This is a genomic window from Paraburkholderia sp. GAS42 (assembly GCF_050436565.1).
Classification (GTDB): Bacteria; Pseudomonadota; Gammaproteobacteria; order Burkholderiales; family Burkholderiaceae; genus Paraburkholderia.
The window spans coordinates 65,157-80,426 of record NZ_JBNDML010000027.1; the positions used below are offsets into that span (position 1 = coordinate 65,157).

Annotated in this window: 10 protein-coding genes and 1 pseudogene; 4 read left to right on the forward strand and 7 right to left on the reverse strand. The window is 61.5% G+C overall.

Annotated features, from left to right (window positions below):
* Positions 1-33: 33 nt before the first annotated feature.
* The 6 genes from P3T16_RS30190 to P3T16_RS30215 form a co-directional block, all read right to left on the reverse strand.
* Positions 34-816: a substrate-binding domain-containing protein gene (locus P3T16_RS30190; protein ID WP_429260188.1), complete on the reverse strand. Its 783-nt coding sequence runs from the start codon at positions 814-816 to the stop codon at positions 34-36.
* A gap of 46 nt (positions 817-862) precedes the next feature.
* Positions 863-2,161 carry an MFS transporter gene (locus tag P3T16_RS30195; protein ID WP_429345035.1) on the reverse strand — a complete coding sequence of 433 codons (1,299 nt, stop codon included), beginning with the start codon at positions 2,159-2,161 and terminating at the stop codon, positions 863-865.
* Positions 2,162-2,368: 207 nt separating this feature from the next.
* Positions 2,369-5,068, reverse strand: a complete 2,700-nt coding sequence (locus tag P3T16_RS30200; RefSeq protein WP_429260190.1) for a CoA-binding protein — start codon at positions 5,066-5,068, stop codon at positions 2,369-2,371.
* Between the two features lie 10 nt (positions 5,069-5,078).
* Complete coding sequence (locus tag P3T16_RS30205) at positions 5,079-6,362, reverse strand: ATP-grasp domain-containing protein (RefSeq protein WP_429260191.1); 1,284 nt, start codon at positions 6,360-6,362, stop codon at positions 5,079-5,081.
* Positions 6,363-6,847: 485 nt separating this feature from the next.
* Positions 6,848-7,552 carry a hypothetical protein gene (locus tag P3T16_RS30210; protein WP_429345036.1) on the reverse strand — a complete coding sequence of 235 codons (705 nt, stop codon included), beginning with the start codon at positions 7,550-7,552 and terminating at the stop codon, positions 6,848-6,850.
* A 20-nt stretch (positions 7,553-7,572) separates the two neighbouring features.
* Positions 7,573-8,154 carry a UxaA family hydrolase gene (locus tag P3T16_RS30215; RefSeq protein ID WP_429345037.1) on the reverse strand — a complete coding sequence of 194 codons (582 nt, stop codon included), beginning with the start codon at positions 8,152-8,154 and terminating at the stop codon, positions 7,573-7,575.
* A gap of 436 nt (positions 8,155-8,590) precedes the next feature.
* Between P3T16_RS30215 and P3T16_RS30220 the strand changes: the two genes are divergently transcribed.
* From P3T16_RS30220 to P3T16_RS30230, 3 genes are all read left to right on the forward strand, one after another.
* Entirely contained in the window at positions 8,591-8,806 is a 216-nt protein-coding gene (locus P3T16_RS30220; protein WP_429345049.1) for an alpha-L-rhamnosidase C-terminal domain-containing protein, read from the forward strand.
* A gap of 597 nt (positions 8,807-9,403) precedes the next feature.
* Positions 9,404-10,588: an FIST signal transduction protein gene (locus P3T16_RS30225; protein WP_429345038.1), complete on the forward strand. Its 1,185-nt coding sequence runs from the start codon at positions 9,404-9,406 to the stop codon at positions 10,586-10,588.
* 280 nt (positions 10,589-10,868) lie between these two features.
* Positions 10,869-11,906, forward strand: coding sequence for a ribonuclease Z (locus P3T16_RS30230; RefSeq protein WP_429345039.1), 1,038 nt, complete (start codon positions 10,869-10,871; stop codon positions 11,904-11,906).
* 396 nt (positions 11,907-12,302) lie between these two features.
* Here the strand turns inward: P3T16_RS30230 and P3T16_RS30235 are convergent.
* Positions 12,303-12,710 (reverse strand): annotated as a pseudogene (locus P3T16_RS30235) (DMT family transporter); the annotation flags it as partial.
* A 532-nt stretch (positions 12,711-13,242) separates the two neighbouring features.
* Here P3T16_RS30235 and acs point away from each other — a divergent pair.
* A complete protein-coding gene (gene acs, locus P3T16_RS30240; protein ID WP_429257180.1) occupies positions 13,243-15,225 on the forward strand; it encodes an acetate--CoA ligase in 1,983 nt (660 codons plus the stop codon).
* Positions 15,226-15,270 lie beyond the last annotated feature (45 nt).

Below are 15,270 nucleotides of genomic sequence, written 5' to 3' on the forward strand. Positions count from 1 at the left end.
GTCGGCTCGATCATTACATTTGTTGCGTTCGCGTCAATGCGATGTGACGGAGTCCATTCCGGTCGATGTCACTTCGGGCTGCACCGCGGGTGATGCAAGATAGTCGAGCAGGGCCTTCGCTTCCTTCGGATGTTGTGCGCCAACGGGAATCCCTGCGGCATAGCGCGTGACCGATTGCAGCGACTCCGGAATCTTTCCGACAAAGGTGGCACCCTGCACCGGAAGCAATTCGCTCACCTGCTGGAACCCGACTTCATAGTCGCCGCTTGCAACGACGGAAGCCACCGGAATCCTGGGAATCATCTTCGCTTTGGACTTCACCTGATCCTCGATTCCGAGCTGCTTGAACAGCTCACGCTCGATATACACGCCGCTCGCGCTGTCCGAGTAGGCAATAGATCTGGCATGCAGCAAGGTCTGCTTGAGCGCCTCGACAGATCCAATGTCCGGTTTCGGCGCGCCGTCGCGCACGACCATGCCGATGCGCGAATCGGCAAGCTCGACGCGCGAGCCGGGAATGACCTTGCCTTGCTTGATCAGATCGTCGAGCGCGTAGCCGACCATGATCAACACGTCGGCGGGCTCGCCGCGCTCGAGCCGATTGGGAATGGCCTCAGGCGATTTGCCCATCGACGGCCCCAGCGTGGTGTCGAGGGTATTGCCGGTCGACGCCGCGAATTTGGGGCCGAGCACTTTGTACGCGGCAGTGAAGCCGCCCGAACTCATGACATGCAGCTCGGCCGCTTGTACGTTTGCCGCAGCGACCGTGCTCGCGAGCAGAGCAGCGGAGCAGATTTTCAGCAGGAAGGATTTCATCGGTATAAGCGCGTCAGTCTGATTTATAAATAAACGGAGGGTTGCTTCATGAGGCTGGGTGCAAGGTGAGAGGACGGCGCCGGTACAGAACAATTGTCGCGCCGAGCGCACACACAGCGGCGAAGCTCATCCAGTAGCCCGGCGCGGCCTTGTCGCCCGTTGCATGAATGAGCGCTGTCGAGATTGCAGGAGTGAATCCGCCGAAGACCGCTGTCGCGAGGCTGTAGGCCAGCGAGAATCCGGCGACCCGGACCTCGACCGGCATCGCTTCCGTGAGCGAGACGACCATCGCGCCGTTGTACATGCCATACATGAACGAGAGCCAGAGAAGCACCAGCAGCATGTTGACGAAGCTCGGCGCGTGGGCGAGCAGCGAGAGCGCGGGGTACGCGGTTGCGATGGTAAGGACCGTCATCGCGAGCAGAAGAGGACGGCGTCCGATCCTGTCCGACAACGCACCGCCGATCGGCAGCCAGATAAAATTGGACACACCGACGCACAACGTGACCAGCAGACTGTCCGCCGTGCTCAGATGCAGAACGGTCTTGCCGAATGTCGGCGCATACACCGTGATCAGGTAAAAGCTCGTAGTGGTCATCGCCACCAGCATCACGCCGGCGATCACGATATTCCAGTTCTGCACGAGCGTGCGGAAGACCTCGTTCATGGTCGGGCGGTGCTGGCGCTTCTTGAACTCCTGCGTTTCCTCGAGATTACGCCGCAGCATAAAGATGAATGGCACGATCATGCAGCCGACGAAGAACGGCACCCGCCATCCCCACGCGGCGATTGCCGCCGCGTCCAGCCATTGATTGAGCGCAAAACCGAGGCCGGCTGCGACAACGATCGCCACCTGCTGGCTCGCGGACTGCCAGCTGGTAAAGAAGCCCTTTTTTCCCGGCGTAGCCATTTCGGCGAGATAAACCGATACGCCGCCCAGTTCGGCGCCCGCGGAAAAGCCCTGCAGCAGACGGCCGATCAGGACAAGGGCCGGAGCGAAGAGGCCGATCGTCGCGTAACCCGGCACGAAGGCGATCAGGATGGTGCCGCTCGCCATGATTGACAGGGTAACGATCAGACCCTTGCGGCGGCCGACGTCGTCGATGTAGGCGCCAAGAATGACCGCGCCGAGAGGCCGCATCAGGAAGCCGGCGCCGAAGACCGCGAAGGTCATCATCAGTGATGCGAACTCGCTGGCCGCCGGGAAGAAGACAGCGGCGATCTGCGTCGCATAAAAGCCGAACAGGAAAAAGTCGAACTGCTCCAGGAAGTTGCCGGCTGTCACGCGGAAAACGGCGGCGCTCCTGGAGTGCCCGGGGGACAGGGTGGTGGCGGAGGGTTGCATCAAGGTGTCTCCTGAAATTTTGAATTCGCGACGATCCGGCGGATTGTGGTTTTCTGGAATATTGGCCTGGACGCCGCGAAACGATAAGTGCAATTTTCTGAACGATTGATGTTCGGTGGTTATCAATGGGTGCGAGGAAAGCCCGCCGAAGCTGCTCGGTGCAGCAGCGACGCGGCTGGCTCACCCCGCAGCCGGCAAGGCGAACGATCAGGCCACGAAGCGGCACTCAGACGCTGGCGTGCGTGTGTCCATGTTGCGCCCGCGGTTGAGGTGATCGTCGATTTCCGCCGCGCAGCCGAGCATCCGGGGATAAAGGAAGATCGTGAACGCGGCGGTTTCCAGGTCGGACTCGCTGAATTCTCCGCTTCGCAGCGGCTGCCACAGCATCTTGAGCAGCAGGGCAGCGATCACCGCATCGACATTGACGCAATAGACGTTGCGGGAGACGCCCGCATCGAACAACGCCTGCACGAGCGAGCGATACCACGCATGGAACACGTTGTATTCCCCACGCTTCTCGCACAGATCCGCGATGAACACCTCGCGCGGGTCGTGGTTGATTGGCCTGTCCTTGAAGACCGGATGATTCACGCCCGGAAGCTTCGCTATGTCGAGGCTGCCTGCATTTTTCTGCCGTGCCTTGTACTGCGCATACCGCTCCACGGAGCGCTCGGCAAGCGACCGCAGATCCACACCATGGCCGGGGTTCGACGGATCGTCGAGCCCGCTATCCCGGAAGGCCTCAATCAGAAATGCGATGCCCTCATACCCGTTGCCGCCATGCGTGTAGCCTGTATGCGAAAGAAAGCCGACGAGCGCCTTGTTGAGTTGCACGCGCTCGGGACTTTCCGGACCGTCGGCTGATACCGCGCCCTTCGCCCCCTGCGCCGAGATTGCACCCGGACCGTTGGTGAGCAGCAGGCCGACGAGCGTCTTGAAGGCGAACAGGTCGTCAGGGGCAGGCTTGAGGTTGAGCAGCGCGGCAAAGCAGATCTCGGTAAGGCTGCGTTCGTTCAGGAGTTCGTCTGTTGCGAAGCCACAGAAGCCATCTGGACTGTGTCGCGATGCATCCGCAGAAGCGCCGATCAGCGTTCCGAACAGCATGGTCCACCAGGGCAGGCTCTCGGCAGTCACGCGCGAGATGCGTTTGCGCATGAGCGGTCCCCACGCCAGCGTCGCGGTGATCGCGGCCAGCACCGCGTCCGCCGTAGGGTGAGCGGGTCGGGACGTGATCCAGCGGATGAAAGCCGACCTGGCGCCACGCTCGGCGAGTCCTGCGAGCATCGCCTCGGCGCGCGGGTCATGGGAGCCCGTAAATAGCCGCTCCGACCCGCTCGCGTCGATCCGGCTGATGTCGAAGGTTTCATCAAGCGGGTTGGCAAGGTTGGCAGCAGCGAAGCGATCGATCAGCCATTTCGCGGCGTCCCGCGCCGCGCGCTGACGATTCGGCCCGACGATCGAAGCGGCAGCCGCCAGAATTGCGTTCGGCGCGTTGCCGGCCTCGCGAGCGGCCTGCGCCGCGGCGAGCTCCGGTGTTCCGTGCAGATTGACTGATGCGGCGATCGCGACATTGATGAGCTTCTCGTCGTTCTCGCCGCCGAATTCATGCAGCAGGGCGAGGCTTACGTTTGCTTCAAGCGAACGCGTCGCGGCATCCAGCATCGAGGTTCCGTGCAGACTGCTTACCTGCGTCTTCGCGTCCATCTGCGACGCACTCGATGCGTCCTTTAGCGCCTGACGGGGCGCAATCGCGCCGACCTGGCGATTGACCTGGAAGATCTGTTCGTTGTACGGCGCGACAGCTTCTACCACCGGAATCGCAAGGCCGGAGGGAAGGGCGATGTCCTGGTCGGAACCGAACCACGGCTTGAGCGCGAGACTGCCCTCCGGCGCGAAGTCGGGCATCGTTGCGTTGGCGCGCATCACGGCAGTCAGGGCGGCCGGGATATGCGCGATGTTCGTGACCACGGCGCCTTTGTCCGAGCAGCAGGGATCGTCGGGCGTAAAGAGGCGATCCACGCAGAACTTCTCCATGAACCAGCGTTCCTTGGCTTGCGCGTCGTCGGCGCCGCCCGCCATCGCTCCGGCGTGGCCGACTGCCCGCGTCAGCTGGCTTTTCCATCGCCCCACCACGCACGCGACGACTGGCTTCGTGAAGGCCGCGTCGGCTTCGTAGTAGCCGCCCGGTTCGCAATAGAGCACAGCGGCCTTGCTGCGCGCGTCGTTCGCGAGCGCGAAGGCGAATTCCGGCGCGGCGTAGTGGATGTAGACGTCCTTGCCGCTGGAGATGACCGTCGACGTGCCCCAGCCACTCATGCGCAGATACTGCGCGATCGTCGTGCTGAAGCCGCCCGAGTTGGAGAAGATCGCGATCGAGCCCCTGCGCAACGAATCGTCCGGATTGTCGCCGCCAAGCGCTCCGCCGATTCTCACGCGATTCCACGAGTCGGCGACGCCGAGCCCGTTCGCCCCAAAGATGTCGATGCCCGCTTGCTGCCCCATCGCGCGGATTTCGCGGGCGTCGTGTACGGCAATCTTTTCGGTGATGATGAATATCTTTCGAAGATCAGGATTGACCCGAATCAGTTCGGCGACACCGTCGCGGGCCGCCGATGGCGGCAGGTAGACCACCCCGCAGTTGAACCGGTGTCCCGCTTCCAGACCCTCGCGAACGTTGTTGTAGACGGGGATATCGCCGATCGATGTGGCTAGCACTTGCCCGCCCTTGCCCGGCGCCGTGCCGAACACGACATTGCCGCCGGAGAATGCATGACTGATGGGCGTCACGTCCGAGGATTCGCCGCCCAGGATGTTGAGGACGCACACGCGGTCGTCGCGCGTGGCGATCTGCGCGAGCGAGTTGACACCGACGAAATACTTGAACTGGTTGCTGCCTTGCTTGTACATGTCGATCTCCTTAAGCCTGAGCCGTTTCAGCGCCGATTTGGGCTGCAACCTCGGCACGGCCGCCGGCCTGCATCCATGCGTCTGCCTGCCTCGCGTACTGGATGACTTCGCTGATGTCGGAGTCGAATCCGAACAGCCGGTAAGGCAGACCGAGCGAATCGCATGTGTCTCTCAGCGCGGCCATGCCTCGTACGAGGTTCGGGCCTCCCCGGCCCAGCACGACATAGAGCGGTGTCGGGCCGTGCTCGCTGAAGTGTTCGCGAAGCGCGTCGGCCATCGCTCGCAGCGTCTCGAAGATGTCGGTGTTGTTGGACTTGCCGCCGATGATGAAAAGCACATTCGCCTGCTTGAGCCAGTGCCTGAAGCAGATACGAGCCACTTCCTTCATCTTTGCATAAGGTGGATTGCCGCCGAAATCCGACGAGATGATCGCCGCATCGCCCAGCATTTCGGTCACGAGCGAGTTGGCGCCTCCGCCGAACGTGGGGGCGAGGATCGTTCCCCTCTCGTTGATCACATACACATCGCTCTGCCCCTGGTGGGTGCGCAGCTGGTTGATCTCCTGCTCGAAATCGGAGTAGTCCGCTGCGAACAGATGAGGCGGCAGCCCGAGACGCGCCCAGCGCGGATCATCGCGATCGAAGCCGCACTTGAAGTCACAGGCAACCGGTGTGAGGCGCCCCTTCCTGTCTTCGCGCATGCGAATCGGATTCAACTCCAGCGTGGTCATGCCGAAGTCGTGAAATAGCTCCCAAAGTTTCGGCAACTGCTGAACGAGCGGCGAGATGATCTCCTTCGGCGCGCCGATCTCACTCAGCGCATTGGCGACGACGAACGCCTTCAAGCCGGTCAACGCGTCGAATGGCACCATCGCCACGTGCTTCGGGTCGACCTCTTCGATTTCCATGCCACCCATGTGCGAGAGCGTCATGGTTGGTGCACGAAAGCGGGTGGAATCGGTGATCGAGAAGTAGACCTCGTGTTTTGCCGGGACGCCAGCTTCGAACGTCACGCCATTCGCCTTCGCTTTCAGGTGGCCGACGGCATGCTTGGCGAAGTACAACCGCTCCTTTTCGGACAACGCTGTCTTGAGGTCGGTCGCGCGGCCCAGCAAGCCCGCCTTCCCCTTCTTTCCGACTCCGCCCTTGAAGACGGGCTTGATAAAAATCTGACCATGACGATCGATCAAGGCCTTGATTTCCTCCTCGCTGGCGCTCGGGTCCAGGATCTCGCTGGCCGGGAATCCGACGAATTGCAACAGGCGGGCGCCGTGCAACATACCGGTGATTTGCATGGAAATGTCTCCTGAAGTTCATTGCGATATGAAAAGGAAAACGGGTCGTGTGGCGCCGGTATTGGCAAACCGCCGGCCGGGCCATTGATCGGGCACCGTATGTGCGCAGAACAGATGCGCGGTCGTTGGCGCACGCTCTAAGCGGCGCTCGGGTGCGCTCTACGAAATCCGATGCGCGAAGACTGACTTGATCGCGAAACCGCACCGCCCGCCATGCAAGGAGGGATGTGGGCTGCCTTGCAGGCTGCGACGTGTGGAAAGGGCGGCGTCCGGGTGTGCATGTGCTTGTCTCCGATGCGTTCGACTGTCGTTCCAATCTCTCTGGTATCTTGATTGCAGATACTCACGCAAAAGGAACTACGCGATAAGTGCAATTTTTTGAAGCATTGATGTTCAAACGTTATCAATGCACTTCCAGGACCATTCACATCGGCATCCGTGTACCGATGCCGCAGCAAGCCGCCTCGCGGACAGATACGGTCAGTTCACGCCGCCATGAGTCCGAGTGACTTTTTATGCAACATTTCGTCGTGGGCACTGGCCGGCAGGCACGCCGGCCCGATCGGCTCGAAGGAGTTACAGCTCGTGATGAACTCCCGATGCTCAAGCATCTCCGACTTCGAACGCGTGCCGTTCGCGACGGCCACCGTCAGACTGAACAACCCGCGGCCAATCTGATCGAGCGTGCTGCAGCCCTCAAGAACATGCACGACGTCGACGTCCATGTCACCGCACAGATTACGGAACATCGTCGGATGCGCACACACGGTGATGACGGGTGAGATCGCGGAGCCGACCACCGGCGCGCGTCCAGTCGTGAACAGGATCCCGTGGCAACCGCAGGCGATTAGCTCGCGGATCTCCGCGTTATCGCTGATTTTCGGTAAACCGAAGGTGGCTCGCCGTCCGGCACCACATTCGAGCAGATACAGGCCACCCGTCAGCAGAATGTCGCCCGGTTTGACGATGCCGACGTCCGGCAACGCGTCGCTGTTCGCACAGGCGTCGAGCGATTTCTTCTCCTGCATCATCAGTCCGCCTCCCGCGTTACCGACCGCGAAACCGCCGCGCCCGACCGTCCTGGAGTAGCGGGTCGCCTTAGCAAGGCAGTGGATGATCGCATCGGCCAGTTCGGGGCGCGCCTCGCACGACTTTATTTCGTATTCGCACGCCGCCGTTCTATCGAACACGCATGCGGCACCCTCCGCGATCAGCATGACGAGCGCGCGGTCCACAGCCCGTTGGCGGCAATGCGGCTTGTGCCGTTCGAGCCACCGCAGATCGCACCTGTGATCAGTTCGTCGAGGCGCATTGGCACGGTGGGCTGCTCGCGCAACAACTCGCGCACATGGTGAATCCACTCGACGCCTTGCTGGATCGTGCTGCACGTGCCACCTCTTTCCTGAATCGTCAGCACGTCTACCGGACGCCCGCTCGCACGCACGACATCCGCCAGATAGTGCTTGTCCATGCTCTCGCAGCCGAGCGACACGAACAGCACCGCGCCGACGTTTGGATGCGTCGCGATGCGTTCCATCATCTTCTCGGCGTAGCGGTTCGGATAGCATCCCGGAAAGCCGATCAGATGCACTTCGGGCGCCGCATGGTGCGCGTTCGCCACGTCGAAGTCCGCGTCGCCGAAGAGCGGCTTGAACTGCGCGACGATTTCACGCGCGACGTGGCGTGCACATTCGACGAGATATGCGACCGCGACGACATTGCGGATACCCTTGCGCCCGTCGCCGCGCGGATAGCCGCTCAGCATCGGTTGATCCGTAACAGGTCGATTCATGATCGATCCCTCAGCGCACGACATAGCTGTGGCCTCCGTTGCGCGTATAGGCGCGAAGACAGTCGCTTTCGGGGTTGCGTGCATGTGCTCGCCCGTCTCGATGCCGACGTTCACGTGTTCAATTGGTGCGCCGTAGCGGATCACCTTTTCATGCGCGGCGCGCAACCGCGCTCTGCCGCCACTTCCGTATCGACGCTACGATCGTAGTGTGCCAAATCCTTCTGCTAGCTTTCACACAGGCAGGTTTTCTTTAAGGACTATCCCTACAGGTTAGTTAGTCCAAGGCGCGATCAATCTGATCTCGCCGCTTTGGGGCAACGTGAATGTCGATGGCGATTACTCTACGGGCGAAACGCGGGAAGCATTGAACGCGAGCGGCATACCGGTCAGCACACAGACACAGACGAGTCTCGCGCATGGCTGGGCATCAGGCCCGATGTCGGCATTATCCCGATACGTGCTTGGCATTCGTTCTGTGTCCCCGGATTTCAAGCAGTGGCTCGCTAAACCACGAACCGGCTACCTTCAATGGGCGGTGGGCCGGACCCCCATTCCCTACGGCAACATCTCGGTGAAGTGGGGCGTCCGTTCGAATCGGACTTTCGCTTGTTTGTGCCGAACGGTACCTCCGGAACGATTGCGGTGCCCGTGACCGGCGACGCGCAGTCAAGGTCAACGGAAGAGTGGTCGCAACCGCACCGGCTTCCGTGCTGGACCCGAAGACCTCGGGCAGCGATGGCTTCGGCTATCGTTATATCGACGGCATCGCTGCCGGCTCGTACGAAATGGAGATCGGAAGCTGATGGTCGGCCTGCGGCAGTCAAGGTGATGGGCCATAGCGACCCCTTGAGCGCTCCAGCGCACTGCTGGAGCGTCTGGTCGGCCCTGAATTTACGATTTGAAGGGTAGACGGGGCGCCAGGCTGCGGCTCGACGCTTTGGCTTCAGGCGGAACGTGTTCAGGGACAAACGCACAGCCTCGCGGGCGGGATGATGGTCGTGGCGGCTTTGTCCACAGGACGCCGGATGAAGATTTTCGAATGACGGCTGTTGAGCAAATCGCGGACGTTGGAAAATCACGCCGAGACGACAGCTTCGGGTCCCGGCAAGCGCCGGTCGCGGACATCACGGGTTGTACTCATGAACCGCAAGCGCTGGCGGCCGGTCTGATCGCGGGTTTCTCAACCGCCGGCTGAACATGCCTTGCCAGCGGAGGTCCAATCTATTGTTGTCTTCGACAGGTTTGTGCCATGTCCCGCGCTTCGTTTGTCCACGCTCACGCTGCCCACGCCGATTGGCGGGTGGCCCTGGCCGAGTGCCAGAGGCAAGTTCAAACCCAAATTGCGGCCCGTGCGGCACAGCAAGACGAATCCGCTCCGTTCACGCTCGGTTGGTGTTACGTGAGCGACTATTACGCACCCGCGTCCGAGGCGATCCTCGACGAACTGCACCGGGGTCAGCCTGGCGTCGCCTGGGTCGGTACGGTCGGTGTCGGCGTGGCCGCTAGCGGCATCGAATACATCGACGAACCGGCCCTGGTGCTGATGGTCGCGCCGCTGCCACGGGAATCGTTCCGGCTATTCTCCGGCCTGCAGCCACTGCCTGCGACATCCTCCGGGTTCGTGGCCCATACCGCTTTGGTCCATGCCGAAGGCAGCACGCCGGACGTGCAAGAATTGCTGCACGAACTGAGCGCCCGGACGACCACTGGTTATCTCTTCGGCGGCCTATCCTCGGCGCGAAACCGTCCGCTGCACATGGCGGATGGCGTGTTCACCGGGGGGGTGTCCGGAGTGCTCTTCGGCCCCGAGGTCGGTCTGATCTCGCGCGTGACGCAGGGCTGCCAGCCCATTGGGCCGGTGCGCACCATCACCCAGGCCCAACACAATCTGGTGCTCACGCTGGACGGCAAGCCCGCACTCGATTGCGTGTTGCAAGATCTTGGACTCGACCGGGATCTGCCAATCGATGCGTTGTCGCAGGCGCTGTCTACCACCCTGGCGGGCTTGAGCACCGGCGCCGAGGACGTGCCGAAATGGCCTGGAAAGTTCGGCGCGGATACACTCGTGCGGCACCTGGTGGGCGTGGATCCCCAGCACCGGGTCTTGGCGATTGCGGATCTGGTCGAGCCCGGCATGCATCTGGCCTTTTGCACGCGCAACCCCGAGGCCGCCCGGGTCGATCTGGTGCGCATAGCAACGGAAATCCGCGCGGAGCTGGAAAGCGGCACGGCAGGGCACATGTCGGGCGCCCTGTATGTCAGTTGCTCGGGACGGGGCGGGCCGCACTTCGGAGCGCGGCATGCGGAGTTGCAGACGGTGCGAAATGCGCTAGGTGAGGTACCGCTGGTGGGATTCTTCGCCGGCGGCGAGATTGCAAGGAGTCACCTTTACGGCTACACCGGGGTATTGACGGTCTTTACGAGCCGGGACTGAGGCCCCGGACGGTTCTGATTTTTGCCATGGCACGAAGAAGATCCATACTACGTTCATCCACCTGAGGGATGGGCCATGCGAGAGGAGTTGTCGTTTGACTGACGCGTACCAAGCCCCGTATCGGAGTAGCTACTTAAACGACGCGACGCCGCTCCTCGAAGTCTACTGAACACTCGCCTGAACATACGTCTGTAAATCGAGGCGGAGGCCCGCGCCTCGATCTTCCCGGCGCTCCGGCCCGGTACACCAACAGCCATTCGTACGCCGCCCTGACAGATTCATGCACGCCCTCTTCAAATCGTGGCTTGTCAATGACGCGTTTGGCGACCCAGGTCTATACGTGGACTTTTGCGACGAACGGCGTGCCCTCCTTTTCGATCTTGGCGATATCTCCAGGCTGCTGCCCCGCCAACTGATGCGTTTGTCACATGTGTTTGTTACCCATACGCACATGGACCATTTTTCCGGCTTCGATCATCTCTTGCGCGTGATGCTCGGGCGCAAGGCTGGCATCGTGATGTTTGGCGGCCCCAACTTTCTTACACAAATCGAACACAAGCTGAGCGCCTATACCTGGAACGTGGTGCATCGTTACGAGGTCGAGCTGGTGATCGACGCGCGCGAAATCGGGGTGGACGGTGGCGGGCAGCGCGCACTCTTTTCAAGTCGGAGACGGTTCGCCCGCGAAGCCAGCCCATCCTTTGAACGATCTGACGACGTGGTGCACAACGAAGCAACCTTTCGCGTGCGTGGCCGATTTGTCGACCATGACATCCCGTGCGTTGCGTACGTGCTCGAGGAGAAGGCCCGCGTCAACGTCGCGAAGGACCGGCTCGCGGCTCTGGGGGTGTCGACGGGTGCGTGGCTGCGCGAACTGAAACATGCGGTGCTGACCGGCGCCCCTGACGAGGCGCCAATTCAGGTACGGTGGCGCGATCGGCATGGCGAGCACGCCATGACCCGACAGGTCGGCGAACTGCGTCACCTGATCCTCGACATCGTTCCTGGGCAGCGCATTGGCTACGTAACGGACTTGCGCTATACGGAACCGAACGTAGAGACCCTGTCGGAGTTGATGCACGACGTGGACCTGCTTTTTATCGAGAGCGTATTTCTTGACGAGGACAAGGCCCATGGCCTGCGCAAGAATCACCTGACGGCCCGCCAGGCCGGTCTGATCGCGCGCCGGATCGGCGCCCGGGCGGTTGTGCCGTTCCACTTTTCGCCGCGTTACGAAGGACGTTCGGCAGCACTGATTGCAGAAGTGCAGGCGGCATGGTCCGCTACGTCGGTTCGGGTTGGCGAAAGGCCTGATTAGACCGGGGAAGCTTCACCACCGACCGCTCGCTCATGGCTTCAAAAAATACTGAGGCAGATTGCGCTGTGATTTTGTCTTCCGGCCTAGGGTTTGGCGGCACATTGTGTCGCAGATTCTTCCCATGTCCGCGCGGGAAAGCACCGTATCGCCATATGAAACGGTGACTGTCATTGGGGCGTGTTGGGTCGGATCGTCGATTCGAAAAAGCACGGTTGACGCCAAGATTTCGTAGTCCATCGGCCGACCTTACGGAGACGCGTTTGCCTATGCTTGCGCATGGTGGTGTCAATTTTATAGTGTCAAATTTGCAAGACTTCAAGGGCGGCAGGCCACGTCTGTATCGGTTTACGCGGGGAAATTCTAGAAGATGACAGCTTCGTATGTCCGTAAAACACCTAGATTGATCACGACGACGCCGATAATCGCCAGCGCGATCGACGCCAGCGCACGGCCATCCGGTCGCTCTTTCAGAAAGAGCCATGAAAAAAGCGCGACGACAGCGGGGATCGTGCTGGTGATCACGCCTGCCGCGACGGCGCTTGTCCGGTGCACGCCGTTAAGCATCAGCAGCGTGAAGCCGAACGTGCCGAACAATGCCTGCAGAAAAAGATTGAGCCATTCGCCCGATTTCACCCGACGCAGTTTCGATATGCGCAGGAGCGGCCACAAGACAGCCATCGCGATGGCGAAGCGCAGCAACGCAAAAAGAGGAACGGGAATGAACGCGACGATCGACTTGCCGATACCCACGTTGCTGCCGACGAGCAGCATCGCGACGATGAGAAGCAGGGAATAGCGGTTCAAGCTGAAATCCGGAAAGCCTGGGTATGACGCGGGACACGCGAGGTTGTGACGCGGCGTGTGCAAGGCGATCGCAAGCCGGGGTCGCGGGTTTGGAGTTGCGGGCGTAGTTTACCCGACCGGTCGGACGGATGCCTGTTCGTCATAACGCGGACACCCGGGCGATGCATATCGCCCGGGTGACAGCCGGCATTGTCACACCAGGTTGAACCCTGGTATCGATCGTTCTCAATTGCCTGACCAATGCAGCAAACCCATGCCAACACAGGGCAGCTTCAGTTAACATTGAAGTCAGTGCCCGGATGCATGAGCGCCATAACGCGGATCTTCGCGCCTGCGTAAGTGCCCGGTAAGTTGCGGCCTTTATCGTGACTGGCAAATGGCCGGTCATGGCAACGGGTCGAAAGCATGATGCAGTGCGCCATGTTTTAAAGCGGGTGCACTGGCAGGAGACATTGCGATGCGCGGCACAGCGAGCATGTGCGCTTCACACGCGTTCGCATTTTCAGGTTTCATCTTCATGAAGGGGTAGTCGATGTCAGCGATTGAATCGGTTCTTCAGGAACACCGCGTCTTCCCGCCATCCGCCGACATGTCGGCGCAGGCTTCAGTGTCCGGCATGGATGCGTACCGCGCGCTCGCCACCGAAGCGGAACGCGATTACGAAGGCTTCTGGGGACGTCTCGCGCGCGAAACGCTCAGCTGGAAGAAGCCCTTCACGAAGGTGCTCGATGAATCGAAGGCGCCGTTCTACACATGGTTCGAGGACGGCGAACTGAACGCGTCGTACAACAGCCTCGACCGTCACGTCGAAGCCGGCAACGGCGAACGTGTCGCGGTGATCTTCGAAGCCGATGACGGCACCGTCACCAACGTTACTTACGCTGATCTGCTGCAGCGCGTGTCGCGCTTCGCGAATGCGCTGAAGAAGCGTGGCGTGAAGAAGGGCGATCGCGTTGTCATTTACATGCCGATGTCGGTTGAAGGCATCGTCGCGATGCAGGCGTGCGCGCGTATCGGCGCCACGCATTCGGTCGTGTTCGGCGGCTTCTCGTCGAAATCGCTGAACGAACGGCTCGTCGACGTCGGCGCAGTCGCGCTCGTCACATCCGACGAACAGATGCGCGGCGGCAAGGCACTTCCACTCAAGAACATTGCCGACGAAGCCATCGCAATGGGCGGCTGCGAAGCCGTGAAGAGCGTGATCGTCTATCAGCGTACCGGCGGCAAGATCGCGTGGAATGAAAGCCGCGACCTGTGGATGCATGAACTCACGCAGGCCGAATCCGATCAGTGCGCGCCAGAATGGGTCGGCGCCGAGCATCCGCTTTTCATCCTCTACACGTCGGGTTCCACCGGCAAGCCGAAGGGCGTGCAGCACAGCACCGGTGGCTATCTTCTGTGGGCCGCGCAGACCATGAAGTGGACCTTCGACTGGAAGCCCACCGACGTGTTCTGGTGTACCGCCGACATCGGCTGGATCACGGGTCACAGCTACATCGCGTACGGGCCGCTCGCGCTCGGCGGCACGCAGGTCGTGTTCGAAGGCGTGCCGACGTATCCGAACGCCGGCCGCTTCTGGGACATGATCGCGAAGCACAAGGTCAGCGTGTTCTACACGGCGCCGACGGCCATCCGCTCGCTGATCAAGGCCGCCGACGCCGACGTGAAAGTGCATCCGAAGAGCTATGACCTGTCGTCGCTGCGTATCATCGGTACGGTGGGCGAGCCGATCAATCCGGAAGCGTGGATGTGGTATCACGACAACGTCGGCGGCAAGCGTTGCCCGATCGTCGACACGTGGTGGCAAACCGAAACCGGCGGTCACATGATCAGCCCGCTGCCGGGCGCGACGCCGCTCGTGCCGGGTTCGTGCACGCTGCCGCTGCCGGGCATCATGGCCGCGGTCGTCGATGAAACCGGTCAGGACGTGCCGAACGGGCAGGGCGGGATTCTTGTCGTGAAGCGTCCGTGGCCGGCGATGTTGCGCAATGTCTGGGGCGATCCGGACCGCTACAAAAAGAGCTACTTCCCCGAAGAACTCGGCGGCAAGCTGTACCTCGCCGGCGACGGCGCGGTGCGCGACAGGGAAACGGCCTACTTCACGATCATGGGCCGCATCGACGACGTGCTCAACGTGTCGGGCCACCGTCTCGGCACGATGGAAATCGAGTCGGCACTGGTGGCGAATCCGCTCGTCGCGGAAGCCGCGGTTGTCGGCCGCCCAGACGATACGACGGGCGAAGCCGTGTGCGCGTTTGTCGTGCTGAAACGCGCGCGTCCGGAAGGCGCGGAAGCCGTGAAGATCGCCAACGAACTGCGTGCATGGGTCGGCAAGGAGATCGGTCCGATCGCAAAGCCGAAGGACATCCGTTTCGGCGAAAACCTGCCGAAGACGCGCTCCGGCAAGATCATGCGGCGTCTGTTGCGTTCGCTCGCGAAGGGCGAAGCGATCACGCAGGATGTGTCGACGCTGGAGAACCCGGCGATCCTCGACCAGCTTGGCGAGTCGCTTTAAGCGTTGCGTGTTTGTGGTCAGCGGCGCGGTTGCCGCTCTGCGGGT